General features: G+C 38.1%; 29 protein-coding genes. 24 read left to right on the forward strand and 5 right to left on the reverse strand.

The genetic code is table 11. The features are described 5' to 3' along the window. Positions 1–6: 6 nt before the first annotated feature. From AC4PG0_RS09405 to AC4PG0_RS09430, 6 genes are all read left to right on the forward strand, one after another. Entirely contained in the window at positions 7–489 is a 483-nt protein-coding gene (locus tag AC4PG0_RS09405; protein ID WP_010991694.1) for a dihydrofolate reductase, read from the forward strand. Between the two features lie 52 nt (positions 490–541). After that, on the forward strand, positions 542–1,417 hold the full coding sequence (locus AC4PG0_RS09410; protein WP_207578758.1) for a putative RNA methyltransferase: 876 nt from the start codon (positions 542–544) through the stop codon (positions 1,415–1,417). Positions 1,418–1,485: 68 nt separating this feature from the next. Next, on the forward strand, positions 1,486–2,997 hold the full coding sequence (locus tag AC4PG0_RS09415; RefSeq protein WP_033837736.1) for a phosphohexomutase domain-containing protein: 1,512 nt from the start codon (positions 1,486–1,488) through the stop codon (positions 2,995–2,997). Between the two features lie 139 nt (positions 2,998–3,136). Further along, a complete protein-coding gene (locus AC4PG0_RS09420; RefSeq protein ID WP_003763020.1) occupies positions 3,137–3,760 on the forward strand; it encodes a DedA family protein in 624 nt (207 codons plus the stop codon). Between the two features lie 93 nt (positions 3,761–3,853). After that, positions 3,854–4,837, forward strand: coding sequence for an aromatic acid exporter family protein (locus tag AC4PG0_RS09425; protein WP_003763019.1), 984 nt, complete (start codon positions 3,854–3,856; stop codon positions 4,835–4,837). A gap of 3 nt (positions 4,838–4,840) precedes the next feature. Further along, the gene (locus AC4PG0_RS09430) at positions 4,841–5,218 is read left to right on the forward strand and encodes a VOC family protein (RefSeq protein WP_010991691.1); all 378 of its coding nucleotides are present in this window, start codon (positions 4,841–4,843) and stop codon (positions 5,216–5,218) included. A 45-nt stretch (positions 5,219–5,263) separates the two neighbouring features. Here the strand turns inward: AC4PG0_RS09430 and ppdK are convergent, their stop codons facing one another. The 4 genes from ppdK to trhA form a co-directional block, all read right to left on the reverse strand. Beyond that, a complete protein-coding gene (ppdK, locus tag AC4PG0_RS09435) occupies positions 5,264–7,903 on the reverse strand; it encodes a pyruvate, phosphate dikinase (RefSeq protein ID WP_033532919.1) in 2,640 nt (879 codons plus the stop codon). An 18-nt stretch (positions 7,904–7,921) separates the two neighbouring features. Then, positions 7,922–8,734 carry a pyruvate, water dikinase regulatory protein gene (locus AC4PG0_RS09440; protein WP_033532920.1) on the reverse strand — a complete coding sequence of 271 codons (813 nt, stop codon included), beginning with the start codon at positions 8,732–8,734 and terminating at the stop codon, positions 7,922–7,924. A 12-nt stretch (positions 8,735–8,746) separates the two neighbouring features. Next, positions 8,747–9,376 carry a transcriptional regulator CcpN gene (gene ccpN, locus AC4PG0_RS09445; RefSeq protein WP_003763015.1) on the reverse strand — a complete coding sequence of 210 codons (630 nt, stop codon included), beginning with the start codon at positions 9,374–9,376 and terminating at the stop codon, positions 8,747–8,749. A 120-nt stretch (positions 9,377–9,496) separates the two neighbouring features. Beyond that, complete coding sequence (gene trhA / locus AC4PG0_RS09450) at positions 9,497–10,129, reverse strand: PAQR family membrane homeostasis protein TrhA (protein WP_010991688.1); 633 nt, start codon at positions 10,127–10,129, stop codon at positions 9,497–9,499. Between the two features lie 181 nt (positions 10,130–10,310). Here trhA and AC4PG0_RS09455 point away from each other — a divergent pair, with 181 nt between their 5' ends. The 17 genes from AC4PG0_RS09455 to AC4PG0_RS09535 all read left to right on the forward strand — a co-directional run bounded on the left by AC4PG0_RS09455 (position 10,311) and on the right by AC4PG0_RS09535 (position 24,095). Then, complete coding sequence (locus tag AC4PG0_RS09455) at positions 10,311–11,150, forward strand: DegV family protein (protein ID WP_003769344.1); 840 nt, start codon at positions 10,311–10,313, stop codon at positions 11,148–11,150. Positions 11,151–11,164: 14 nt separating this feature from the next. Next, entirely contained in the window at positions 11,165–11,950 is a 786-nt protein-coding gene (locus AC4PG0_RS09460) for an SGNH/GDSL hydrolase family protein (RefSeq protein ID WP_185325057.1), read from the forward strand. Between the two features lie 15 nt (positions 11,951–11,965). Further along, a complete protein-coding gene (locus AC4PG0_RS09465) occupies positions 11,966–12,580 on the forward strand; it encodes a YpmS family protein (protein WP_003763009.1) in 615 nt (204 codons plus the stop codon). Between the two features lie 36 nt (positions 12,581–12,616). Then, a complete protein-coding gene (gene msrA, locus AC4PG0_RS09470) occupies positions 12,617–13,150 on the forward strand; it encodes a peptide-methionine (S)-S-oxide reductase MsrA (RefSeq protein ID WP_003769341.1) in 534 nt (177 codons plus the stop codon). A 6-nt stretch (positions 13,151–13,156) separates the two neighbouring features. After that, on the forward strand, positions 13,157–13,594 hold the full coding sequence (gene msrB, locus AC4PG0_RS09475) for a peptide-methionine (R)-S-oxide reductase MsrB (RefSeq protein WP_003769339.1): 438 nt from the start codon (positions 13,157–13,159) through the stop codon (positions 13,592–13,594). Between the two features lie 83 nt (positions 13,595–13,677). Further along, the gene (locus tag AC4PG0_RS09480; RefSeq protein ID WP_194317220.1) at positions 13,678–14,583 is read left to right on the forward strand and encodes a Gfo/Idh/MocA family protein; all 906 of its coding nucleotides are present in this window, start codon (positions 13,678–13,680) and stop codon (positions 14,581–14,583) included. A 62-nt stretch (positions 14,584–14,645) separates the two neighbouring features. Continuing rightward, entirely contained in the window at positions 14,646–14,879 is a 234-nt protein-coding gene (locus tag AC4PG0_RS09485) for a YozE family protein (RefSeq protein ID WP_003763000.1), read from the forward strand. 12 nt (positions 14,880–14,891) lie between these two features. Further along, complete coding sequence (deoD, locus tag AC4PG0_RS09490) at positions 14,892–15,593, forward strand: purine-nucleoside phosphorylase (protein WP_003767481.1); 702 nt, start codon at positions 14,892–14,894, stop codon at positions 15,591–15,593. Between the two features lie 57 nt (positions 15,594–15,650). Further along, entirely contained in the window at positions 15,651–16,475 is an 825-nt protein-coding gene (locus AC4PG0_RS09495; protein WP_003762997.1) for a M15 family metallopeptidase, read from the forward strand. A 124-nt stretch (positions 16,476–16,599) separates the two neighbouring features. After that, the gene (gene csoR / locus AC4PG0_RS09500) at positions 16,600–16,893 is read left to right on the forward strand and encodes a copper-sensing transcriptional repressor CsoR (RefSeq protein ID WP_003762995.1); all 294 of its coding nucleotides are present in this window, start codon (positions 16,600–16,602) and stop codon (positions 16,891–16,893) included. Positions 16,894–16,907: 14 nt separating this feature from the next. Further along, positions 16,908–19,121 carry a heavy metal translocating P-type ATPase gene (locus AC4PG0_RS09505; RefSeq protein ID WP_003762993.1) on the forward strand — a complete coding sequence of 738 codons (2,214 nt, stop codon included), beginning with the start codon at positions 16,908–16,910 and terminating at the stop codon, positions 19,119–19,121. Between the two features lie 12 nt (positions 19,122–19,133). Continuing rightward, positions 19,134–19,340: a copper chaperone CopZ gene (copZ, locus tag AC4PG0_RS09510; protein WP_003762991.1), complete on the forward strand. Its 207-nt coding sequence runs from the start codon at positions 19,134–19,136 to the stop codon at positions 19,338–19,340. Positions 19,341–19,492: 152 nt separating this feature from the next. After that, a complete protein-coding gene (locus AC4PG0_RS09515) occupies positions 19,493–20,983 on the forward strand; it encodes a lmo1851 family serine protease (protein ID WP_003762989.1) in 1,491 nt (496 codons plus the stop codon). A gap of 38 nt (positions 20,984–21,021) precedes the next feature. Continuing rightward, positions 21,022–21,444: a MarR family winged helix-turn-helix transcriptional regulator gene (locus AC4PG0_RS09520; protein WP_003769328.1), complete on the forward strand. Its 423-nt coding sequence runs from the start codon at positions 21,022–21,024 to the stop codon at positions 21,442–21,444. Positions 21,445–21,598: 154 nt separating this feature from the next. Continuing rightward, positions 21,599–22,321 carry a metal ABC transporter ATP-binding protein gene (locus AC4PG0_RS09525; RefSeq protein WP_003762987.1) on the forward strand — a complete coding sequence of 241 codons (723 nt, stop codon included), beginning with the start codon at positions 21,599–21,601 and terminating at the stop codon, positions 22,319–22,321. Positions 22,322–22,323: 2 nt separating this feature from the next. Further along, positions 22,324–23,166 carry a metal ABC transporter permease gene (locus tag AC4PG0_RS09530; RefSeq protein ID WP_003767474.1) on the forward strand — a complete coding sequence of 281 codons (843 nt, stop codon included), beginning with the start codon at positions 22,324–22,326 and terminating at the stop codon, positions 23,164–23,166. After that, positions 23,163–24,095 (forward strand): metal ABC transporter substrate-binding protein, encoded by a 933-nt coding sequence (locus AC4PG0_RS09535; RefSeq protein WP_492167644.1) that lies wholly within the window; start codon positions 23,163–23,165, stop codon positions 24,093–24,095. The genes AC4PG0_RS09530 and AC4PG0_RS09535 overlap by 4 nt, the downstream gene beginning before the upstream one ends. A 13-nt stretch (positions 24,096–24,108) precedes the next feature. Here the strand turns inward: AC4PG0_RS09535 and AC4PG0_RS09540 are convergent, their stop codons facing one another. Then, complete coding sequence (locus AC4PG0_RS09540) at positions 24,109–25,479, reverse strand: MATE family efflux transporter (protein ID WP_003762981.1); 1,371 nt, start codon at positions 25,477–25,479, stop codon at positions 24,109–24,111. Positions 25,480–25,652: 173 nt separating this feature from the next. Here AC4PG0_RS09540 and AC4PG0_RS09545 point away from each other — a divergent pair, with 173 nt between their 5' ends. After that, the gene (locus tag AC4PG0_RS09545) at positions 25,653–26,936 is read left to right on the forward strand and encodes an NCS2 family permease (protein WP_492167645.1); all 1,284 of its coding nucleotides are present in this window, start codon (positions 25,653–25,655) and stop codon (positions 26,934–26,936) included. Positions 26,937–26,992: the final 56 nt, after the last annotated feature.

The raw sequence follows: 26,992 nt of genomic DNA on the forward strand, positions 1-26,992 counted from the left end.
TCTTAGATGATAATTTTTGTTTGGGCACAAGACCGCGCTGGTAATATTGGGAAAGACAACAAGATGCCGTGGCACTTACCAGGAGATTTACAATTTTTCAAAAAAACGACAACTGGAAAAACACTCGTCATGGGACGGAAAACCTATGAATCACTAGGTAAAGCTTTGCCAAATAGAAAGACCATTGTGTTAACTAGGGACAATGAATTACAACTAGACGACGCAGAAATTCTTCATTCGCGGGATGAAGTTCTGGCGCTTGCTGAAACCGGCGAACCGATTTATGTTGTTGGTGGAGCTGAAATTTATCGTTTATTTATGGATGTGGCAGATAAGCTAATTGTCACAAAAATTGACGCGGAATTTGATGCAGATACCGCATTTCCAGAAGTAGACTGGGAAAACTTTTCAGAAGTAGCGAAAGAACCTCATGAAAAAGATGAGAAAAATAAATATAATTACACATTTTATACGTATGAAAGAAATTAGTAGAAACGTTGCCTATTTGCGGGCAACGTTTTTCGAGTGGAGTGACGTTTAATTGTTATCAAAAATGGAGATTAATAAGCTTGCGATGAAAGAAAGTATGACGCTGCTTGCTTGTCCGATTTGTGGGGTGGAATTCTCATTTAGCGAGCCGAATTCATTTGTATGTAAAAACCATCATGGGTTTGATATTGCCAAGCCGGGATATTTACATTTACTTAAGCAAGTACATAAAACCAAATACGATCAAGCCTTATTCGAATCACGAAAAAAAGTGATTGCGAGTGGCTTTTTTGAAAAATTAATCGAACGAGTGACAGAAATAATTGCTGAGACAAAAAAAGAAGAAGTAGTGATATATGATGCTGGTTCCGGTGAAGGAAGTCATTTATCGCAAGTTGTAAAAAATCTTCAAGAAAAAGGACGCCATGTCCAAGCAATTGGGCTAGATATTGCTAAAGAAGGCGTGAAACAAGCTGCTCGAGATTATCCCGGAATTGTTTGGACAGTAGCTGATTTAGCCAATTGTCCAACCCAGAAAGAGACGGCAGATGTGATTTTAAACATTTTATCACCTTCGAATTATGAGGAATTCAAGCGGTTGTTAAAAACGGATGGCTTTTTATTAAAAGTAGTTCCAGAAGCGAATTATTTGCGGGAGTTGCGCGAATTTATTTATGTTGATGAGAAGAGTAGTTATTCAAATGAGTCCGTTACATCTCGGCTAGCAGAAAAATTAACAGTCGAGCATGTTGAACGGGTGACATATAAAGCGCCAATCGCAAACGAATTATTTGCCGATTTTCTTGAAATGACACCACTTGGTTGGCACATTGATAAAGATAAAAAAAGCGAATTATTAATAAATCCGCCAAAAGAATTAACGGTAGATCTAAAAATCATTATTGCAAATAGAGCACATCTTTTGTAAAAGCTATGTGAATTATGCGCAATTTAAGCTATAATGAAGGGGAAAAATACAGAAGCTGGAGGAATGACATGAATCAATCAGAAACGAAAGCGTTAGAAGCACTGCAAAACGGATCAGACATACGTGGAATAGCAATCGCTACGGAAAAATATCAGATTACGCTGACAGACGAACGTGTAGAAAAGATTGCTTATGGCTTTGCGAAATGGCTAAAAGAGGAGAAAAAAGTGGAAGGTCAGGCAAAAGTGGCGATTGGTCATGACAGCAGACTTTCAGCTGAACGATTAAAAGCGGCACTTATCAAAGGGTTGACTTTCTCAGGTATCGATGTGGTGGATGTAGGACTTGCAACTACGCCGGCCATGTTTATGGCAACCCAGTACGAAGACTATGACTGTGATGCCGGAATTATGATTACAGCGAGCCACTTACCTTTTATGTATAATGGACTAAAATTATTTACGAAATCTGGTGGAGCTGAACATGAAGATATTGATTATATCGTAGCTCACGCAGGTAAATCTTTCATAGAAAACGGACTAATCGCCGGAAAAGTTACAAAACAAGATTTACTTTCTACATATGCGGCAGACTTAACGGATAAAATTAGAGCTGGAATCACGGATGCAGCGGACAAAATGAAGCCACTACAAGGAAGCCACATTATTGTCGATGCAGGGAATGGCGCTGGCGGCTTTTTTGCTGAAAAAGTGTTGGCAGAGCTCGGGGCAGACATATCTGGTAGTCAGTTTTTAGATCCGGATGGCAATTTTCCTAACCATATTCCAAATCCCGATAATGAAGAAGCTATGGCTAGCTTGAAAAAAGCGGTACTTGCGAGCGGAGCGGACTTAGGCGTGATTTTTGACACGGATGTAGACCGGGCTGCGATTATGGATAAAAATGGAGAAAGTTTAAACCGTAATCCATTAATTGCTGTTATTTCTAGTATTATTTTGGAAGAAAAGCCAGGAACAACTATCGTGACTGACTCAACAACAAGCGGACATCTACAAACATTCATCGAAGCAAAAGGTGGGAAACAACATCGCTTTAAACGTGGTTATCGTAACGTTATCAATGAAGCTTTACGCCTTAATGCAAACGGAACACCATCAGAAATCGCTATTGAAGTGAGTGGGCACGCTGCATTAAAAGAAAATTATTTCTTAGATGACGGTGCTTACTTAATTGCCAAAATTTTGATGACATACGCCACTTTACGAAAAAATGGCCAAGATTTGCCTGATTTAATAGCTGATTTAAAAGAACCTGCAGAAAGCGAAGAAATTCGTTTAAGTATTACAGCACCAGATTTTAAAGCTTATGGCAAAGAAGTTTTAGCTGATTTTCTGGCATTTGTAGAAGCTGACGCGGACATGGAATTAGAACCAGTAAACCAAGAAGGCATTCGTGTGAATACAAAAGGTGCGCTTGGTGAAGGTTGGTTCTTACTTCGAATGAGCTTGCATGAACCTGTAATGCCAATGAATTTAGAAAGTGATGAAGCTGGTGGCATCAAGAAAGTGAAAGATCGTTTAGCAGGATTTTTCGCAACGAAAGCCGATTTAAAAATGTAAATAACAAAGAACTTGGTATGGAAAACGTATCAAGTTCTTTTTCTTTTTACCAAATCGATTGAAAAAGTAGAACGAGTATAGTAAACTTAAAAAGCAAGCACTTACTTTAAAAGGGAAATAAAGTACAGGAGTGTGTTTTTTGGAAACTTGGATTACAAGTATTATGGCTGATTTTGGCTATATAGGTATTTTTTTGTTAATTATGATTGAGAACTTGTTTCCGCCTATTCCCTCTGAGATTATCTTAACTTTTGGTGGATTTATGACGACAGTTTCATCACTTAATGTAGTGATGGTGATTATTGTAGCAACACTTGGTTCAGTTGTAGGAGCTATTTTACTTTACAAAGTGGCCTCTTATTTTGGCAAAGAACGGCTAACGCATATTGTTTTGAAGTATGGCCGGGTTTTACGACTTAAGGAATCGGATATTGAACGCGCTGAAAGTTTCTTTTTGAAATATGGTAGCTGGGCAGTGTTTTTATGTCGGATGATTCCACTTATACGGAGTTTGATTTCCATTCCAGCTGGGATGACGAAGATGAAAATGTCACGATTTCTAATTTTAACAACGGCCGGGAGCTTGCTTTGGAATACGGTATTAATTGGTCTTGGCGCTCTTCTTGGCGAATCTTGGGGCGAAATTGTTGTTTTCATGGATAGTTTTTCGACAGTGATTTATAGTATCATTGCTGTTATAACCTTGCTTGGCCTAGGATTCTTTTTCCGAGCACGCTTTAAAAAAACACTAGACGAAGAATAATGTCTAACCTTGAGGAGGAATCTTCAAGGTTTTTCTTTTGCGATTTTCGCTTTCGTGCTATGATAAGTTGGACATAGAAAGGGGACGGGACATATGCGGATTGGAATGCGGACAGTAAAAACAGCAATTGCAGCGACACTAGCGATTATTTTGGCGGAATGGCTTCATTTGGAATATGCAGTTTCGGCGGGAATTATCGCGATTTTAAGTGTACAAAATACGAAAAAGGGGTCTCTGCAACTTGCGATTCAGCGGGTTTATTCGACTGTATTGGCGCTTTCTATTGCCGCCGTATTTTTCATGCTCATTGGTTATAACGCAGTGAGTTTTGGACTTTATCTACTGATTTTTATTCCGCTTGCTGTGAGACTACATGTTGCTGACGGGATTGTTGTAAGTTCAGTACTTGTATCGCACATTTTATTAGAACAATCGCTATCATTCTTTTGGTTTAAAAATGAACTTTTACTTATGGCGGTCGGCGCAGGTATCGCAATTATTTTAAATTTATACATGCCAAAAATGGAAGACGAATTAAAACGCAGTCAACAAAAAATTGAAGCCATCATGAGACAGATTTTAACAGAAATGACGCAAGGGCTTCGAAATCAGTCTGAATATCTTGATGAGTTTGGCTTATTAAATCAATTAAAGGGTACATTAGATTATGCACAAGAAAAAGCAGCAAGAAATTTGGACAATCAATTTTTTGCTTCGTCACACTATTATTCTCAGTATGTGGATATGCGACTGGTTCAGTACCGAATTTTGACACAAATGAAGCGACATCTGGTTTCGTTCCATCATTCTTCAGAGCAAAGTATGGCGCTCGCTGAAATTACTGAAAAAACAGCGCAGACGTTGGATGAACATAATACGGCGGAAGATTTAGTGGCAGAGATTACAACGATGGTGCATGAATTTCGTAGTAGTAAGCTCCCAGAAACACGTGAAGAATTTGAAAACAGAGCCATTTTATTCCAATTTATGAATGATTTGCGCTATCTTTTAGAAATGAAACGTGATTTTTATGCGGAGTTTGGCTTGAAAGAAAAAGAAATGACGAGAGGACGATGAAAAATGATTGAAAAAATTGGTCAAGTAATGTTATATGTGGAAGATCAAGCGGCAGTAAGAGATTTTTGGGTGGAAAAATTGGATTTTGTCGTTGTTTCAGAAGAAGTCGTAAACGGCGAAATTCAGTGGGTTGAAATCGCCCCTTCAAAAGGTGTGGAAACTACTTTTGTGCTCCAAAATAAAAAGAAAGTTGCCGAAATGAACCCGGATATGAACCTTGGGACGCCATCGATTTTACTGTTTGGAACAAATATTAGCGAACTGTATGAAGAATATAAAAACAAAGGAATTACAGTAGGGGATTTGGTTGATCTGCCAATCGGTCGCGTGTTCAACTTTGCAGATAATGAAGGGAATTATGTGGCGATTTGCGAAAAATAAAAAAAGTCCAGATGACAATCTAAGTGATTGCCATCTGGACTTTTTTTATATAGTAGATACTAGCTTGTTTTCGCTCAGTGCTGCTTGGGCTGCTGCTAACCGAGCTATTGGAACGCGGTAAGGCGAGCACGATACATAACTGAGGCCAAGTTGATGGAAGAAGTGGATTGATTCCGGGTCTCCGCCATGCTCTCCGCAGACGCCCATTTTTAAGTTCGCATGAGTCATTCTTCCGCGAGTAACAGCCATTTCAACTAACGCACCAACGCCCGTTTTATCAATCGTAACAAATGGATCTTTAGGTAAAATATCTTTTTCATAATAATCAGCTAGAAATTTAGTTGCATCATCACGAGAAAAACCATATGTTAGCTGAGTTAAATCATTTGTTCCAAAACTAAAGAACTGGGCATCTTCGGCAATTTCATCTGCGGTCACACAAGCACGAGGAATTTCAATCATCGTACCAATATCAAAAGGTAGCACAACTCGTTCTTTTTCAAAAATCGCATGAATGGCCTGCTTAATTTCATTTTTAATATAACTAAGTTCGCTTTTTGTAGCGATTAGAGGAATCATAATTTCTGGGTGGACATCGATTCCTTCATCATGAACGATAACGGCACTTTCCATGATTGCTTCCGCCTGCATACGATAAATTTCTGGAAAAGTAATGGCTAAACGGCAACCGCGATGACCTAGCATAGGATTTGCTTCTGCCAGCTCCTCAATTCGTTTGGTGATTTGGGGAACAGTACGGTTCATATCGCGCGCTAATTGTTCGATTTCGCGGTTAGTCTTCGGTAGAAATTCATGTAAGGGCGGATCAAGAAGGCGAATATTCACTGCTCGACCATTTGCTATTCGAAATAATTCACTGAAATCCGTTTTTTGCATCTCTTTTAATGATGTTAAAACAGATTCGCGCTCTTTAAGTGATTCTGCTAAAATCATTTGTCTAACATAAGGGATTCTTTTTTCATCAAAAAACATATGCTCTGTGCGACAAAGACCAATACCTTCAGCGCCAAATAGTAATGCTTTTTTAAAATCTGTTGGTGTATCGGCATTCACGCGGATTTTTAGTTTTTTCTCAGCGTCTGCCCATGCCATTAATTCATCAAAATGACCGCCTATAGAAGCTTCTGTGAGTGCTATTTGTCCAAGATAGACATTTCCAGTGCTGCCGTCGAGAGAAAGAAAATCACCTTCATGAAGCTGTTCTCCGGTTGTAAGGATAATGGTTTTTTCTTTTTCATTAATAGTGAGTTCAGCGCAACCAGCTATACAGCATTTTCCCATTCCGCGGGCCACTACGGCAGCGTGAGAAGTCATACCACCATGAGCAGTTAAAATCGCGCTACTTCTCGCCATACCTTCAATATCTTCAGGAGAAGTCTCATTTCGTACTAGGATAACAGAAATGCCGCGTTCTGAAGCTGCTACGGCTTCTTTAGCTTCAAAGAAAATTTGACCGGTGGCAGCTCCTGGACTTGCTGGTAATCCGGTTGCGATGACTTGTCCAGCTTTTAGAGCGCTTTCATGAAAAGCAGGGTGAAGTAATTGATGTAGCTGTTTCGTTTCTACTCGCATAATTGCTTCTTCACGAGTGATTTTGCCTTCGTGGACGAAATCGACTGCTGTTTGAATTGCTGCTTTGGCTGTTCGTTTCCCGCTCCTTGTTTGAAGAACGTAAAGTTTTCCTTTTTCAATTGTAAATTCAATATCTTGCATATCTAAATAGTGATTTTCAAGCAGTTCACACGTTTTAAGGAGTTCGTTATAAACGAGGGGCATTCTTTGTTCTAATGCGCTAATCGGTTCAGGCGTGCGGATTCCTGCAACAACATCTTCACCTTGTGCATTTAGTAGAAACTCACCAAAAACTTGCTTTTCACCAGTGGATGGATTTCGCGTAAAAGTAATACCAGTACCGCTTGTTTCGCCAGTGTTGCCAAAAACCATCGCTTGAATATTCACGGCTGTGCCAAAACTTGCATCAATATCGTGTAGTCTGCGATAAATAACGGCACGAGGATTCATCCACGAATCAAAAACAGCAATAATCGCAAGTCTCAGCTGTTCTAACGGATCTTGCGGAAAATCTCTGCCAGTTGCTTGGCTGAAAATCAGTTTGTAAATCTCAATTAGTTCACTTAAATCAGCCGCAGTTAATTCCGTATCTAAAAGGTAATTATTGTCTTTTTTTATACGAGCAAGCGCCTGTTCAAATTGATAGCTTGGAATTTCAAAAACGACATCGCCAAACATTTGAATGAAGCGACGATAAGAGTCAAACGCAGAACGAGCATCTCCTGTTAAGTTAGCTAATCCTTCAGCAGCTTGATCATTTAACCCTAGATTTAGAACCGTATCCATCATTCCTGGCATCGAAAAAGGCGCGCCAGAACGTACTGAAACTAACAGTGGGTTTTCCGCGAATCCGAAAATTTTTCCAGTTTGTTTTTCGAGTTCTGCCAAATGAATTTTTACTTCTTCAAAAATGTCTTCGGATAGATGTTTGTTGCTCGTTGTATAATCATTACAAGCATCGGTCGAGATAATAAAGCCAGGAGGGACGGGCAAACCAATCTTCGTCATTTCGGCCAAATTAGCACCTTTTCCTCCTAAAAGATTTTTCATTTCTTTAGAACCTTCACTGAACTGATAGACAAATTTTCTCACTTTATTCACCTCTTCTAATTAGTGGTAACTCGTGATAATCTCCGTGATTAGGGCAGCGGTTTCTTCAATGGCTTTGTCTTCAACATGGATTACTTGGCAGCCAAGCTTTTTGAAAGTAGCATAACCATATTCTAATTCTTCTAAAATGCGTTTTTCACTAGAATAACTACTTGCTTCGTCTAAACCAATTGATTTTAATCTCACTTTCCGGATTTGAGCAAGTTTTTCAGGTGTAGTTGTCAGACCGATAATTCGTTCTGCGGGGATTTGAAAAAGTTCATCTGGAATCGGAATTTCTGGAACGAGTGGCACGTTAGCGACTTTCCAGTTTTGATTAGCAAGATAGCTACTAAGTGGGGTTTTACTCGTTCTTGAAACACCAACTAAAACAATATCGGCATCCAGTAAACCGCGGGGATCTTTGCAGTCATCATATTTAACGGCAAATTCAATTGCGGCAATACGATCAAAATAATTACTATCAAGCCGGCGCATATTTCCTGGGTCTTGTTTAGACTTTAACCCAGTTTTTGCTTCCACTGCGGCAGTGAGCGTATGTAATAAATCAACGTTTGGAAGATGATTTTTTACACAAAAATCTGACGCATAATCAGCGAGCTTTGATTGTACTAGCGTTTGAACAACAATCCCATCGGCTGCTTTTGCTTCTTCTAATGTTTCAAGTAAAGCGTTTTCATCGCGAATAAAAGCGTGGCGCCGAATATCAGCTGGTTTATTAAGTGAAAACTGAGCTGTTACCGCGCGAATAATATGTTGAGCAGTTTCTCCGATAGCATCTGAAATAACATATATAATAACCGGATTTTCCATATTTGCCTCCTATTAAACCTTTTTTATTGTATCTACAAAAAGCGCAGTAATACGTGTTTTTGATATTTTTCCGACGACTTTCGCTTCTCGAGAGTTATTTTCAAAAACGGGAAGCGAATCGATTTGATGAAAGACAAGCTGTTCTGCTGCGTGCAAGACTTTATCATTTTTAGTCACAGTAACAAGGTTTGGCATGCGCGTCATAATAGTCGCAATGGGAGTGGCTTTCGTATCTGCATCCGCCAGTGCGCCTTTCAGTAAGTCTTTTCTGGAGACAAGCCCAACTAATTGTTCGTCATCAATTACATATAAACTGCCAATATCTTCCATAAAGAGCATCACAATGGCGTCATAAACACTTGTTTCTTTTTTTGCGAAAAATGGTTGGGTCATAATATCTGCTACTTTCAATTGGCGAATTTCATCCAAATGAATCGGATTTGTTTCGAGTCCTGAGTAAAAATAACCAACTTTAGGTCTGGCATCTAAAATTCCGGTCATCGTCAAAATCGACAAATCAGCACGAATCGTAGCACGCGTTAATTTTAAATGAGCAGCGATAGAGTCACCAGTAGCGGGCTCATTCGCGCGAACAAAGGCAACAATCTGGTGTTGTCTAGAGGAAAGTTCGATTGGAATCACATCCTTTTATTATGTTATGCTAAACATTATATAGTATGACATAATTAAAAACAAGCCTTAATTATGTCATACTACATAAAAAAACCTTCTCATTATCGAGAAGGTTTTAAAAATTATAATTTAAACATAAAACAAAATGCAGAAGTACATAAAAGCAGTTCCCGCGATAACAAATAAATGCCAAATCGCGTGCATATAAGGTACTCGAGGGATACTATAAAAAATTGCCCCTACAGTAAACATAATCCCACCAGTTGCAAGTAGCCAAAATCCAGTTGGCGTTAGCCCTGCATAAAGTGGTTTAATGGCGAACATGACCATCCAGCCCATTACTAAGTATACAAACGTCGATAAAAGTTTTAATTTGCCAGTCATAAATATTTTATAAATGATCCCAGCAATTGCGAGTCCCCAGATAACACCAAACAGCGTCCAACCGAGAGTTCCTTGAATAGTAATCAAAACAAATGGTGTATAACTGCCAGCAATTAAAACATAAATCGCGGCATGATCCATAATATTAAAAACCGTTCGTGCTTTGCAAGGTTTGAAGCTATGGAGCAGTGTGGAACAAATATAAAGCAACATTAGTGAAATTCCATAAATTAAAAAACTTGTTAAATAAAGAGGATTATCTTTTCCGGCGGCGAATATTATAAGTAAGACGAGCGCGGGAATACTAAGGATAAATCCAACCCCGTGCGTTATTGCATTCGCCAGTTCTTCTTTCCAATTATAAGAAGTGACATTCATTTTATCACCATACTTTTCTACAAAATTTTTGTGGGTTGTTACATTTCTATCATACGCTAAAAAAGTAAGAATAGAAAGACAAATACCATTTCTTTCTCTTTTCTTAAAACTAGTTTATAGGTTGTGTATAACGCCGGGAATGTTATAATAAGAGAAAATAAGCAAAAATGGATGTGGCTAAATGAGAAAAATAAAGATTATCACAGACTCAACTGCAGGCTTAACTCTTGAAGAAGCAGCAAAATGGAATATTGAAGTTTTATATTTAACCGTAGAAATCGATGGGAAAGTTTATAATCCTAAAACAGACATTACGCCAGAAGAATTCATGGTACGCATGGCTGAAACAAAAGAATTACCAAAATCTTCGCAACCAGCAATCGGTTCTTTTGTAGAAGCTTATGAAAAATATACGGCAGAAGGGTATGAAATCCTTTCCATCCATTTGACGGAAAAACTAAGTGGTACAGTGAATGCAGCTCGCCAAGCAGCTGATATGGTGGAAGGAAACATCACCGTAGTAGACTGCGATTATACGGCACGTGGCCAAGCATTCCAAGTACTAAAAGCCGCTGAAATGGCTCAGGCTGGCGATTATTCAGTAGAAGAAATTCACGCTGCAATTAATGATATTCGCGACAAAACAAAACTTTATATTGTGGTCGTAACGCTCGATAATTTAATTAAAGGTGGGCGTGTTGGTCGAATGCAAGGTTTCCTAGGTAGTCTTTTGAATATCAAATTAATCGCTAAGCTTACTGATGGACAATTGGAAGAAGAAACCAAAGTTCGCAGTAACAAAAAAGTTTTACAATACTGCCTTAATCTAATTAAAGACGAACCGAAAAAAATTCAACAGCTGGATGTAGTTCATGCGAATGGACTGAATTTAGCTGATGACTTTATCGCAGAGTCTAAAGAAATAACTGGATTAACAGAAATTCCACTATTTTTTGCAGATCCTGTCATTTCCACTCATGCTGGAACCGGCGCGTTTGCATTTATGTACTATACTGACTAAGTGAGTGATTGCATATGACAAAGAAAAAATGGCTGTGGCTTACAGGAAGCGTGCTTGTTATCGCGCTTCTCGTTGGCGCAGTTTTTGGTATCAAGTATTATAAAGAATCAAAAGAAATCCCTATTAACCTAGTTGCAATGGGTGACTCATTAACAGAAGGTGTTGGTGATGAAAACAAAGAAGGCGGCTATGTGGGCATTGTTCCAGAAAAACTAAATGAAGAAGCTACAGTGTCTAGTGTGAAAACGAGCAACTACGGTGTATCAGGAAACCGTATTACACAACTAGAAAAACGCCTCAAAACGAATAAACAATTCCAGCAAGATGTCAAAAATGCCAATGTAATAACTATTACAATCGGTGGGAATGATGTGATGGCTATTTTGCAATCTCGACTTTTAAATGTAGATGTGGCTGATTTTGCAAAAGCAAATAAAGAATTTCAACAAGAACTTACAACGTTACTTAAAGATATTCGCTCTTACAATAAAGATGCAGCGATATTTTTAATGGGTATTTACAATCCTTATACGACTTATTTTGCAGATATAAAACAATTTGATGAGGTCATTACCAATTGGAATGATGCTTCTGCGAAAACAATTAAACAAACTAACAATGCTTATTTCGTCCCAGTGGCTAAAGCATTAGAAGATAGAAATACATCCAATAAAGACAAGCCGAATCCATTACTTTCAGATGATTATTTCCATCCAAACCATAAAGGATATGAAAAAATGAGCGCCGAGTTAGAAAAAGCTATCGTCAAACAACTAGATGATGGTAATATTCCTAAATAGAAAGGTGATAAAATCTTGCAAGTAGAAACAAGATCAGCTCCAAAAAAACCAAAACGAAATTATTGGAAATGGATTTGCCTAACTTTAATTAGTTTGCTTATCCTTCTTGCTGGCTGGCTTTATGTAACAGTCTTTGTACTTAGCCCACAAGAAGAGCCAACGCCTTCGCTTATTAGCAATAAATCAAATATTGAATTTCAAACAAGCACCACTAAATCAGACTTAAACCAATTAATCAGTAGCTATATAGAAGAGTTCAGCAAAGAGCAAGATATCGGTTATAAAGTTTTTGTAGCAAATAATGTCAATTTTACAGCTGAAGCGAAGATTTTTGGTGAGCCTGTTGAACTAAGACTTAAATTTTCACCAAAAGTAGTTGATAATGGAAATATAGAATTATCGCTGACAGATATGTCTGTTGGAGCATTACCTTTACCAGTTTCTTACGTGATGAACTATGTTAATAAAAACTATAAATTCCCTGAGTGGGTCACTGTACTTCCTAAAAAAGAAAAAATATATTTATCTTTGGACAAATTAAAACTAAAAGGCGACACAAAAGTTCGTGCCGATACGCTAAATTTGAAGAAAGACGATATTTCGTTTACACTTTTAGTACCAGTTAAGTAATTTAACTGGCCCAATCCTAGTTAGGGGGCATTTTTTATGACAAAAGAATCACTTGAAAAAGCAACATTTGCTGGAGGATGCTTTTGGTGTATGGTAAAACCTTTTGACACACAACCAGGAATTGAGAAAGTCGTTTCGGGTTATACAGGTGGACATACAGTGAATCCAACATATAAAGAAGTTTGCAGCGGGACAACAGGGCATACCGAAGCAGTTGAAATTACATTTGATCCGGCAGTATTTCCTTATGAAAAATTAGTCGAAGTATACTGGCAACAAACAGATCCGACTGATGCAGCGGGACAATTTGTCGACCGCGGAGATTCATATCGTCCGGTTATTTTTTACCATAATGAGGAACAACGACAAATCGCTGAAAAATCTAAAGCGGCTTTGGATGCAAGCGGAAGATTTAAGAAACCAGTTGTCACAGAAATTGCAAAAGCAGAAACTTTTTATCCTGCAGAAGAATATCACCAAGATTTCTATAAAAAAGAAAAAGCGCACTATGAAGGTTATCAAGTGGCTTCCGGTCGTGCTGCATTCATAGATGCCAACTGGAAAGGGTGAAGTCAAATGGATGAAAGTAAAAAAAACGAGCGACTTAAACAGCTAACAGATATACAATATAATGTGACCCAAAAAGCGGGTACCGAACGCCCATTTCAAAATGAATTTTATGATAATGTGGCAAAAGGAATCTATGTAGATATTGTTTCAGGAAAGCCGTTATTTTCATCCAATGATCAGTATGATGCTGGTTGTGGTTGGCCAAGTTTTACAAAACCAATTGACGAAGCAGAAGTAATCGAACATAGAGATTTATCACACGGAATGATTCGGACGGAAGTGAAGTCAGTTGAGGCTGATTCGCACTTAGGGCATGTTTTTCCAGATGGACCACAAGATCAAGGTGGACTTAGATACTGCATCAATTCCGCAGCGCTTCGATTTATCCCCGTTGATAAGTTAGAAGAAGAAGGCTACCAAACCTATAAGAAAATCTTTGAATAAACAAACGATGCCAGAAAATGAAATGCGTAGAATAATATCGCGAAATCATTCTCTGGCATTGTTATGAAAAAGGAGCGAAATGTATGTTGAAAGTAGCAGTAGTGGGACTCGGTGGAATTGCACAAAAAGCGTATTTACCTGTTTTTGCTGAGATGGAAAATATCGAGGTTCATCTTTATACAAGAAATGCACAAAAATTAAAGCATTTAAGCGAAAAATATCGTTTTGATCATTATCATCAAAGTATTCATTCAATGATAGAATCTGGCGTTAATGCAGCTTTTGTACATTCATCTACAGCAAGTCACCCAGAAGTAATTCGGACTTTTTTATCCCATAATATTCCAGTTTATGTAGATAAGCCAATTGCCGATAATTTGGCCGAAGTGGAAGAATTGACGCGCTTAGCCGAAGAAAAAAACACGCTATTAATGACTGGATTTAACCGTCGTTATGCACCTAAATATCAAGAATTAAAAGCATTAACGGATATAAACATGATAGTAATGCAAAAAAACCGCGCAGGACAGCCAGGTGAGGCACGTACCTTTATTTATGATGATTTTATCCATGTCATTGATACCGTCCGCTATTTACTTGATGCAAAAATTGATCAATTACATGTGGTACCTGTTTGGCAAAACGAATTACTGTCTAGTGTAACTGTCCAAATCTCTTCTGGTAATAAAGTAGCTACTGCCATCATGAACCGGGATAGTGGTGTGAATGAAGAACGTTTAGCCGTGATGACAAAAAGCGCTAAATATGAAGTGGAAAATGTAACAGAGACACATATTTATGAAGGAACGACCGAGCGTTTTGAACGGTTTGGTGACTGGGAAACAACGCTTTATAAACGCGGCTTTGTACCGATTATTCAGGCGTTTTTAAATGCTGTTCGAAACGGCGAAAAAGCTCCAATTACTGAAGAAGATGCATTAGAGACACATCGACTAGCAGAAGAAATTCTAAGTAAACTTGAAAATTAACTTTATTTTTCACGAGAAATCAACTATAGTTAAAGCATAAAAAGAGCGGAGTGTGTTGTACGTTGGGAAGATCATTTTATCATTTTTTAATGACATATCGGGACCCGAAGCTAACAGATCAGAAAACGGAATTTGCCAACAATGCATACCGAGATCATAGTTTTCCAAAGCAAACAAGAAATTATCATATTCTTTGTGACTATCTTGAGTTTAATGCGCCGTATTTACCGGGAATGTCTATTTTCGATGAACTTTGGGAAGCGTATTTGCTAGATGAAGAGAAAAACAAACATTAGGAGGAGAAAAGTATGAGCGTACATATCGAAGCAAAACAAGGGGAAATTGCCGAAACAATTTTATTACCAGGAGATCCTTTGCGTGCGAAATACATTGCCGAAACATTCTTAGAGGACGTTGTATTATTTAACCAAGTAAGAGGAATGCTAGGATTTACTGGTACATATAAAGGCGAAAAAGTTTCTGTTATGGGAACTGGTATGGGAATTCCGTCAATTTCGATTTATGTGAATGAATTAATTCAAAGCTATGATGTGAAAAATTTGATTCGCGTTGGAACAATGGGTGGCATTCAAGCGGACGTTAAAGTTCGTGATGTTGTAATTGCTCAAGCAGCTTCGACAGATTCTCAAATTAATCGTAACACTTTTGCTGGTGTTGACTTTGCGCCAGTAGCAGATTTTTCTTTATTAAAAAAAGCGTATGATGCAGGCGTTGAAAAAGGCCTATCTCTAAAAGTTGGTAATGTTTTCTCAGCGGATCGTTTTTATAATGATCAATTGGATAAACAACAATTAGCCGATTACGGAGTACTGGGAATTGAAATGGAAGCAGCGGCTCTTTATACATTAGCGCAAAAATATGGCCGTCGTGCACTTGCTATTCTAACAGTCAGCGATCACATTTTTACAGGTGAAGAAACATCCGCTGAAGAGCGCCAAACTACTTTTAATGATATGATTGTTGTAGCATTAGAAGCAGCAATAAAATAATCAAAATTACTACCTTAGATTTTGACTTAATGTATACAGGAAGGTTGATAAACATATATGAGTTCTTTATTAACAATTGCTTTAGCCGTTACTATCAGTTGTGTAAACACGGTAGAAGATCAATATTTCGGCGGGCAAAATGCAGAGCCAGTCGCTAAAGTGGAGCAAAAAGCCACAAGTAATAATACACTTGCTGACTTAGAAAAAGATCCGCTTTATCCTTACATTGATAAACAAAATAAATTAGTCGAAAAAAATGGGATTCAGTATATCGAAAACGAGGAAAATATATTAGTACTTGCTAATAAAGATTATTCCTTGCAGCCAACATATACCCCCCCTGATTTAGTTCGACCAAATGTTACTTTTTCTTTTGGGAATGAACAAGTAGAAAAAGCGCAATTAAGAAAAGAAGCAGGAACAGCCCTTGAAGAAATGTTCAAAGCAGCAAATCAAGATGGTAAGAAACTTTTTGCTGTGTCGGGTTATCGTTCTTATAAACGACAACAAGAGGTATTCCAAGCTGAAGTAAATTCCAAAGGGGATAAAAAAGCTAGAGAAGCAGTGGCTTACCCTGGAACAAGTGAGCACCAAACTGGATTAGCAATGGATATTTCCTCAGAAAATCAATCATATGAACTAACTGAAGCATTTGGAACTACCCCAGAAGGTAAATGGTTAGAAGAAAATGCCCATAATTACGGCTTTATCCTTCGTTATATGAAAGGTAGAGAAGATATTACGAAATATCAATACGAATCTTGGCATTATCGTTATGTTGGCAAAGACGCTGCAACAATCATTTACAAAAACAACTGGACATTAGAAGAATTTTTTGAACATGTTAAAGCACTACAAAAGAAAGTAGATGCCGCAAAATAACAAGCTTTAGAGCCATAAACATTTAGTTGTTTATGGTTCTTTTTTTATTTTTAAAAATTAAATGTTTGCAAAATATACCTATAGGGGGTATACTGTTAATTGTAGAAACAAAGGAGGAGAAAATATGAAACATGACCAACCCATTGTTCCACGCAAAGATGAAGAAACGAAATTACTTCAAAATCGTTTGCGACGTATCGAAGGCCAAATTCGCGGTATCGCTCAAATGGTCGAGGATGATAGATATTGTACAGACATCTTAGTTCAAATTTCAGCAGCGAATAAAGCACTTAAAAATGTTGGCTTGCAAGTATTAGAACATCATACAGCACACTGTGTTGTGGATGCTGCAAAAAACGGAGAAGATGACGTAATGGAGGACTTACTTAAGGCTATACGTCAGTTTTCTAAAACCTGAGGGGGGTATTTAGAGTGAACGATAAATATGTAAGACAAGATTTGAATGTTTTTGGAATGACATGTGCGGCTTGTTCAACAAGAATTGAGAAATCTTTAAATAAAGCAGAAGGTGTTGAAAAAGCCAATGTCAATTTAGTCACTGAAAATGCGGCTGTATATTACGACCCAGAAGTGACCTCGACAGAAGAATTAATAAAAGTCGTGAAGCATGCTGGTTATGATGCTGCAGAAAAAATGTCAAAAGAAGAAAAAGACGCCGTTTTAGAAAAGAATTTCAAAAAAGAAGTGAGACGTTTTATTCTTTCAGCTGTGCTCTCACTGCCATTACTTTTAACGATGGTTACTCACATTCCATATATTCATGAAATGGCGTTTGCGGAAACAATTGGTAACTGGATTAATCCAACCATTCAATTAGTACTCGCAACCATTGTCCAATTTTATATTGGTTGGCGGTTTTATGATGGGGCTTATAAGGCGCTTCGAGGTAAAAGCGCGAATATGGACGTTTTGGTCGCACTTGGTACATCCGCAGCTTACTTTTATAGTGTAGTGGAATATATCCGTCATATGATTGATCCAAGCGTGATGCCGCATTATTACTTTGAAACAAGTGCTGTATTGATTACGTTGATCTTATTAGGTAAATTACTCGAATCATATGCAACTTCGAGAACGACAGAATCTATTGCCGGATTACTCGAACTACAAGCGAAAGAAGCAACTGTTATTCGTGAAGGCAAAGAATGGTTAGTACCAGTAGATTCTCTCAAAATTGGTGATATTATTCTAGTTCGTCCTGGTGAAAAAGTGCCAATGGATGCAGAAATTATCTCCGGAGAAACAAGCATTGATGAAGCGATGATTACTGGTGAACCCGTGCCTGTAGAGAAAAAACCAGGTGATTCTGTTATTGGAGCGACTATCAACTTTGACGGAGCTTTCCAAGCAAAAATTACGAAACGAATGGAAGAAACCGTTTTAGAATCGATTATTCGTTTAGTGGAAGAAGCGCAAGGAATTAAAGCGCCAATCCAACGTTTGGCAGATAAAATCTCGGGTATTTTTGTACCAATTGTACTTGGAATTGCAGCAGTAACATTTATTATTTGGTACCTTGTAACAGGCACGGTAGATGGATCATTAGAAGCTGCAATTGCTGTTTTAGTTATTGCTTGTCCCTGTGCTCTTGGGCTCGCAACACCAACAGCGATTATGGCCGGAACTGGTAAAGGCGCCGAAAGTGGGATATTATTTAAAGGCGGGGAACATTTAGAACGTACTTCCAAAGTCGACACAATTGTTTTTGATAAAACTGGTACTTTGACAGAAGGTAAATTAGAAGTAAGTGATAAAAAAGCAAGCAACGACAAATTTTTCCCTTATTTATTCTTGATGGAACAACAATCAGAACATCCAATTGCCAAAGCGATTATCAACATGTTAGACTCTGAAAAAATCGATGTATCAGATGTAAAACAAGGAAAAATCCGCGCTAAAGCTGGGCATGGGATGACAGGTAATTTGGATGATAGTAAAGTGGAACTCGGTGCTTATCGCTATGTGTCTTCACTTACAACTATCCCGAGCGAAGAAGATAAATTAATCCAAAGTTGGATGAATGCAGGGAAAACGGTTGTAGCAATGGCAATAGACGGTACTTATGCCGGAGCACTTGCTTTATCCGATACACCACGACCAGAGGCAAAAGAAGCAATTCAAAAACTGCAAGCACAAGGTATTAAAACAGCTATTTGTTCCGGCGACCAATCTGTCGTAGTAGAAAATATGGCGAAAGATTTAGGAGCCGATATGTTTTTTGCCGAACAACTACCAAACGATAAAAGCGCATTAGTAGAAAAACTACAACAAGAAGGACATATTGTTGCATTTGTTGGCGATGGTATTAATGATGCTCCAGCTCTTGCAGCGAGTGATATTGGCATTAGTATTGGAACGGGAACAGATATTGCGATTGAAACTGGTGATGTAACGCTCGTAAGTCACCGTTTAACACTTATTCCAGAAACAATCGAACTTTCAAAAGCAACGATGCGAAACATCCGACAAAACTTTTTCTGGGCACTTGCCTATAACTGTGCGGGTATTCCAGTAGCTGCACTTGGCTTACTTGCCCCATGGGTAGCCGGACTTGCGATGGCATTTAGTTCCGTTTCGGTTGTAACTAACGCACTACGCCTAAAAAGATATAAATTTAAATCATAGGAGGAAAAGAAAATGGAAAAATTAACATTAACTGTAGAAGGTATGACTTGTGGACACTGCGAGGCTCGCGTCACCAAAGCTTTATCAGAAGTAAGTGGTGTAAAAAGCGCTGTAGTTTCTTTGGATGAAGGAACAGCAACAGTTGAATTTGAAAAAGGTCAAGTAACTGAAGATGCTTTAATTGATGCTGTAGAAGAAGCAGGCTATGAAGTAGCTTAAGTTTAGAAGCGAGAGGGATTCCTGAGTGAATCCCTCTTTTTTCTTTGTCATGAAAAAAAGATACCAAAATGTTTGGAAAACTGGTAAAATAAATGAGTTAAATAAAATGTACTATTATTAGTTACATTTTACATAGAAAGTGGTGAAGAAAGATGGAACAATCCCCACAAAACAAAGAAGAAAAAGTGGAGAAACCCGAAGAAGAAAAAACAAAACCTGGCAATGGTTATATAAAAATGAAATTATTCCCATTTATAATGCTTTTATTTGCTTTTGTATTTGTTACCGCATTAGTAACAACGATCGTCATGTCTTTAGGGGATGATAAGCAAGTGAAAGTCAGCATCCCAGAGCGAAAAGAATTCACAAAGCTCTATGATGTCTATGATGAAATCTCTGAGAAATACTATAAAGACACGAAATCCACTAACATGATAGATGGAGCAATCACAGGTATGGTAAATTCCTTAGATGATCCGTATTCCACTTTTATGTCGAAAAAAGAATCGGCGGAATTTAATGACACAATTTCTTCTAGCTTTGAAGGAATTGGTGCTGAAATTCAAGAAAAAGATGGAGCTATCGTAGTTGTCTCTCCAATTAAAAACTCCCCGGCTGAAAAAGCTGGTTTGCGCCCTCAAGATATTATTACACAAGTTGATGGTAAATCTGTCAAAGGCGATACAGCGACAGAAGCAACTAAAAAAATCCGTGGTGAAAAAGGAACGGATGTCACTTTAACTATCCAACGCTCAAATGAAGATAAACCGTTTGACGTAACTATTACACGTGACGAAATTCCAATCGAAACGGTCTATAAAGAAATGGGTAATGACAAAATCGCCCACGTAACTATTAGTACCTTCTCTGAAAATACCTATGATGAGCTTGAAAAAGCATTAAAAGCTTTGGAAAAAGATGGTATGAAAGGACTTGTGATTGATTTACGAGGAAATCCAGGTGGGTTACTCGATCAAGCAGTCTCTATTTCTAGTTTATTTGTTCCTGATGGCAAAATTGTCGTTCAAGAACAAGGAAAAGATGGCGATAAATCCGCCATTAAAGCCGATAGCAGCTCACATGGTGATTATAAAGTTAAAGTACCAACAACAATGCTTATAGATGGTGGGAGTGCAAGTGCATCAGAAATTCTGGCAGCAGCAGCGAAAGAATCTGGCGGTATTAAACTTGTAGGAAATAAATCGTTTGGTAAAGGTACTGTGCAAACAGCGACCACTTTATCCGATGACTCCACACTTAAATTAACAGTCGCAAAATGGTTAACACCAAACAGCGAATGGATTCATGAAAAAGGTATTACGCCAGATGTGGTTGTGAACATGCCAAGTTACGCAACTATGACTATTCCTTCCTCCACAAAAGTCTACAAAAATGGCGATTTTGGTGATGATGTGAAAACAATCGAAACATTGCTAAAAGCGCTAGACTACAACGTTGGAAAAGTAGATGGCTTATACGATATAGATACAGAATATGCAGTACAAAGATTTCAAGCAGCAAATAATTTAGATGTTACGGGAATTATGACCGGCGTGACAACGGATAAATTAGTTGAACTAACGCAAAAACATCTAAAAGAAACAGATCCACAACTACAAAAAGCAAAAGCCTTGGTGAAGTAAACGCATAACTTTTTTGAAAAACTGGAGGTAGCAAAAAAATGGAAACATACTTAGAAATTGAAACATTGATTAAGCGAATTTTTAATAGTTTTCGTCATGAGGTAGAAGCTGTTCTTGACAAAAGACTAAGCGGTAGCGAATACCGTGTCTTGAGTCTTATTTCTAGCGGATTAACGAAAACATCTGATTTAGCTAAAACGCTTGATGTTTCAGCCAGTCACATCACAGCCATTACAGATACTTTAGTCGAAGAGAAATTAATTACTCGTCATCGTTCTGAAGTAGACCGCCGTATTATCGAATTAAAATTAACATCTAATGCCGAGGAATTTGTCAAAGAAATTGATAAAAAGAAAAAAGAAATGATTGTTAAACGTTTTGCTGTTTTTTCCGAGTATGAACAAGCGGAATTCCGCAAATTACTAAAAAAATTAGCAGATGGCTCACAATCAAATAAATAGTAAAAATCCTGTAGTTAATAAAACTACAGGATTTTTTTTAGACATTTTACTTTACAAAAAAATAATTGTTCGTTATACTTTGGATTAAAGTTGCATTAAGGAAACATTTTTAGTTAAGTATAAAAAATAGTCTTATGGGAAAAGGGTGGTAGAAATGAACATTCAAGGTTTAACGATAGCATATAAACAAAAAGTGGCGATTGATGATGTCACTCTTCAAATAGCAACAGGAAAATTAACTGGGATTGTCGGTCCCAATGGTGCTGGTAAATCTACATTATTAAAAGGAATGATGGGATTAGTTCCACGCGAAAAAGGCCAAGTAACATTAGATAACAAGCCTCTCACTTATTGGAGAAAGAAAATCGCTTATGTCCCGCAGCGTAGTGAAGTAGATTTAACCTTTCCAATCACTGTTTTTGATATGGTACTTCTTGGTACATATCCGGCCCTGGGATTAATAAAACGCCCTGGTAAAAAAGAAAAACAGCTGGCATTTGATGCTTTAGAACAAGTGGAGATGACGGCATTTAGTAAAAGACAAATCGGCGAACTGTCAGGTGGTCAATTGCAGCGTGTGTTTATTGCTCGTGCCTTAGCGCAACATGCGGAAATCTTCTTTTTAGATGAACCATTTGCTGGCATTGATATGACTAGCGAAGCGCTTATTATGAAATTGTTAAAAAAGCTAAGAGATAACGGAAAAACTATCGTAGTCGTCCACCATGATTTTCATAAAGTAGCTGCTTACTTTGATGACATTATTTTACTCAATAAAAAATTAGTGGCACACGGTCCGGTAGAACAAACATTTACAGAAGAAAAAATTCAATTTGCTTATGGTGACGCACCAGTAGCATTTGCGGCGGGGGTGTAGAGATGCTGTTTTTAGAAGGATTAATGCAATATGGTTTTTTACAAAAAGCGCTTATTACTTCCGTGACAGTTGGTATTGTATCAGGTGTAATTGGTAGTTTTATCATTTTGCGAGGAATGTCGTTAATGGGTGATGCGATCTCTCATGCGGTGTTACCTGGTGTAGCAATTTCTTATATGATGGGGATGAACTTCTTCATAGGTGCAGCAACATTCGGCATTGCAGCAGCACTTGGCATCGGCTTTGTTAATCAAAAAAGTCGGATTAAAAATGATACAGCAATCGGCATCGTGTTTAGTGCATTTTTCGCGCTCGGGATTATTTTAATTTCATTTGCGAAGAGTAGTACCGATTTGTACCATATCTTATTCGGAAATGTGCTTGCGGTGCGGAGTTCGGATATGTGGATGACAATTATTATCGCGATACTGGTTATTTCGCTAGTCGCAATATTTTATAAAGAATTTCTAGTAAGCTCATTTGATCCTGTGATGGCAGAAGCATATGGTTTAAATGTGCGGTTCTTACACTACTTCTTAATGCTACTGCTGACACTTGTGACGGTTTCGGCCTTACAAACAGTTGGAATTATCTTAGTAGTGGCAATGTTAATTACACCAGCTGCAACAGCGTATCTCCTCACAAATAAATTATCTAAAATGATTATGCTCGCTTCCACATTTGGCGCAGTGAGTGCAATTATTGGACTTTATTTCAGTTATATTTTCAACTTAGCATCAGGTGCGGCAATGGTATTAGTTGCAACAATTATTTTCTTTATTGCCTTTTTATTCGCACCAAAACAAGGATTATTGTTTTCTAAAAAGAAGGAGGTTATCGAATGAAAAAAGTTATAGTTGGAACGCTTTTCGCTTTAGTATTAGTACTGGCGGGGTGTTCAAGCCAAAATAGCGACACGAAAAAAACAGGGGACAAATTAAATGTGGTGGCTACCTACTCCATTTTAGCGGATATTGTAAAAAATGTCGGTGAGGATAAAATTGAACTCCATAGCATCGTACCGGTTGGCGTTGACCCGCATGAATATGATCCTTTGCCAGATAATATTCAAAGCGCAGCAGATGCAGATTTAATTTTTTACAATGGCTTAAACTTAGAAACTGGGAATGGTTGGTTTGACCGAATGCTCGAAACAGCTGATAAATCAAGAGATGACAAAGATCAAGTAGTCGAGTTAAGTAAAGGGGTAAAACCAAAATATTTAACAGAAAAAGGAAAGACTTCTGAAACAGACCCGCACGCTTGGTTAGATCTTCATAACGGTATTATTTATACGGAAAATGTACGCGATGCCCTTGTAAAGGCTGATCCAGACAATGCTAATTTTTATAAAGAAAACGCCAAAAAATATATCGATAAACTAGCAACACTGGATAAAGAGGCAAAACAAAAATTTGCAGATTTACCAGAAAATCAAAAAACATTAGTGACAAGTGAAGGGGCATTTAAATATTTTGCTGCTCGCTATGGTTTAAAAGCTGCGTACATTTGGGAAATCAACACGGAAAGTCAAGGCACACCTGACCAAATGAAACAAATTATTAGTATCGTTGAAAAAGAGCGAGTACCTAACTTATTTGTCGAAACGAGCGTGGATCCGCGCAGTATGGAAAGTGTATCTAAGGAAACCGGCGTACCAATTTTCGCTAAAATCTTCACGGATTCTACTGCGAAAAAAGGCGAAGAAGGCGACACTTATTTAGAAATGATGCGCTATAATCTTGATAAAATTCATGATGGTTTAGCTAAATAAAAAAACGCAGAGATTAACTCGAAATCTCTGCGTTTTTTGCATTTAAAGAAAGCTTACGTTCCGTTTTACGAACCCGAATGGATAAAATAAACGCGGCGACAAACAAGCCAGTACTCAATCCTATCCAGTAACCAAATGGTCCTAAATTTGTAAAGGATAACCCGTAACCTACTGGGAGTCCAATTAACCAATAGGAGATAAAGGCGATAATCGAGGTAATTGCAACATCTTTATAACCCCGAAGCGCCCCAAGAACAGGTGATAAAACGGCATCTGCAAATTGAAATAATATCGCATATACTAAGAAATGCATAATTAAATCACTTAATTCTGCGTCATTCGTGTAGAAGCCAGCAATAATATCACGGAAGAAAAACAGTATCGCTCCATTAATACAGCCAATTAGAATCGCTGCCGTCATACCAATATGGCGATATTGTTTGGCATCTTTTAACCGTTTTGCGCCGGTTTCGTAACCGCCAAGGATGGTTAGCGTGGAAGCGACACTAAGCGGGAAGGCGTAAAGCAACGTACAAACACTATTTGCTGATTGATGCGCTGCAATCGTCTCCGTCCCAAAAGCACCCATTAAAATCGTAACCGCTGAGAAAATACTCGTTTCAAATAAAATTGTTAACCCATTTGGCACTCCAATCCCGATAATTTCTTTTACTTTAGAAAAACGAAGCGCTGTGAGGCCTTTAAAAATACCGAATTTACGCAATCTCGTTTGTGTTTGAATCAGAATCACACTAACTAAAACAACGAGCCAATACGTAATCCCTGTCGCGTAACCACTACCAGCACCACCCATTTCCGGAAAACCGAAGTTCCCAAAAATAAAGCAGTAATTTAAAAAGATATTAAAAGGAACTGTACAAAGCGTGATTAACATGGTGACTCTAGTCAAACCAAGCGAATCAATGAATGAACGTAAAATTGCTGAAATAAAAAAAGCAGGAATCCCAATACATATTCCATTTAAGAAGTGGCGAGCGATATGCGCAACTTCTGCGGTGACAGGCATATGCGTCAAAATCGTTGGAACGACTAAAAAATTAATAAGAATTAAAATAAAAGCTAAAAATAAAGCAATATATAAACCATTATGCACGGTGTTTTTGACTTGTTTTTCTTTCTTCGCTCCAATTAACTGGGCAATGATTGGTGTAATTGCCATTAATAATCCAGAAAAGGCTGCATTCACTGGAGCCCAAAACGAGCTGCCAATCGCTACACCAGCCAGCGCCTGATTCGAATAATTTCCGCTCATCGTGGTGTCAAAAAATGTCATAGAAAAAAGCGTAAGTTGCGTAATGACAATCGGTGTGAATATCGTTAAAAATTGTTTCCATTTAGCTCCGTATGTGACTGTTTGTTGCAAGTAATCATCTCCTTTTTACATCCTTAAAGATTATAGCATAAATAAGAAAATCTGGAGGCGTAACAAAAAACTTTTCCTTTCGTATATGTACTATCTTTGTTATAATAAAGTTCTGTGGCAGGGGCAATACTCTGCGGGTTGGGAGAGGGACAATTTCATAATGAGGAAAAAGTATGCAGAAATTTTTCAACAAAGTATTTCGGCTGAACGAGCATAAAACCAATATCCGGACTGAATTTTTAGCTGGGATGATTGGCTTTTTTACGGTGGCGTATATTATTGTCGTCAATAGCTCGATTTTAGCTGAGGCTGGAGTTCCTTATCAAGGAGCAGTCCTTGCGACGATTTTTATTTCGGCGTTAGGTTGTTTGATTATGGGGTTTTGGGCAAATGCACCACTTATTCTAATGCCAGGAATGGGGATTAATGCGCTGTTTGCGTATACCCTTGTTCAAGGAATGGGACTAAGTTGGCAGGTTGCACTTGCTGCTGTTACGATGAGTGGCTTATTATTTATGATTCTTGCGTTCACACCACTTGCAGGAAAACTAAATAAAGCTATCCCGCTCATTTTAAAACAAGCCATTACGGTCGGGTTAGGCATTTTCTTAATCTTCCTAGGGCTTGAAAAAGGCGGAATCGTAACAAGTGGGAAACATGCCATAATTGCAGTTGGAGATTTAAGCGATCCATTCGTCTTAGCAACACTAGTTACACTTTTACTAACGATGATTTTAGTTATCCGAAAAGTTCCAGGCACTTTCTTATGGAGTTTAATTATCGGAACACTTGTTGGAGTAATGTTTGGTGTAACCGGGAAAGCTGATGGCGCTTCGATTAGTGTTGCGCCGTGGAGTGATGTTCTCTTTAAAGCTGATTTTTCTGGGATGGCGAGCGTTAGTTTTTGGAGCGCCGTCTTTACGATGACAATGGTCATTGTGTTTGAAACGGTTGGTCTTACAAATGGTCAAGTAAGACAACTAAAACAAACCGAAAAATTACCACGCGTTTTAAAAGCGAGCTCCCTAACTGCCTTTTTATCTGGCTTATTTGGTACAAGTCCAACCATCTCTGCGCTTGAAAGTGGTTCGATGTTTGCGAGTGGAGCAAAAACCGGTCTGGCAACAATAACGACTGGTCTGTTCTTTATCGCATCCCTTTTCTTAATGCCGGTATTATCTTTTATTCCGAACAGTGCAATCGCGCCCATTTTAGTTGTAATTGGGATGTCGATGCTGCAAGAATTTAAAGAAATGGATTTATCCAATCCGGCAGAAACTTTTTCAGCACTACTGATTATTGTGTTAATCCCGCTGACGTATAGTATTGCAGACGGAATTGCGGCTGGTTTTATCGCGTATCCAATTCTTCGCGCTTTTACGAAGAACGAAGAACGTACTTCACCAGTCATGTATGTGATTGCAGCTTTATTTTTGCTTCAATTTATCATACAATAACAAAGAAGCAATGCGCTCTTCTTAAGTTTAAAGGGGAGCGCGTACTTTTTATCTAA

It is taken from the genome of Listeria sp. MAN/IMW/UF464 (assembly GCF_058683955.1).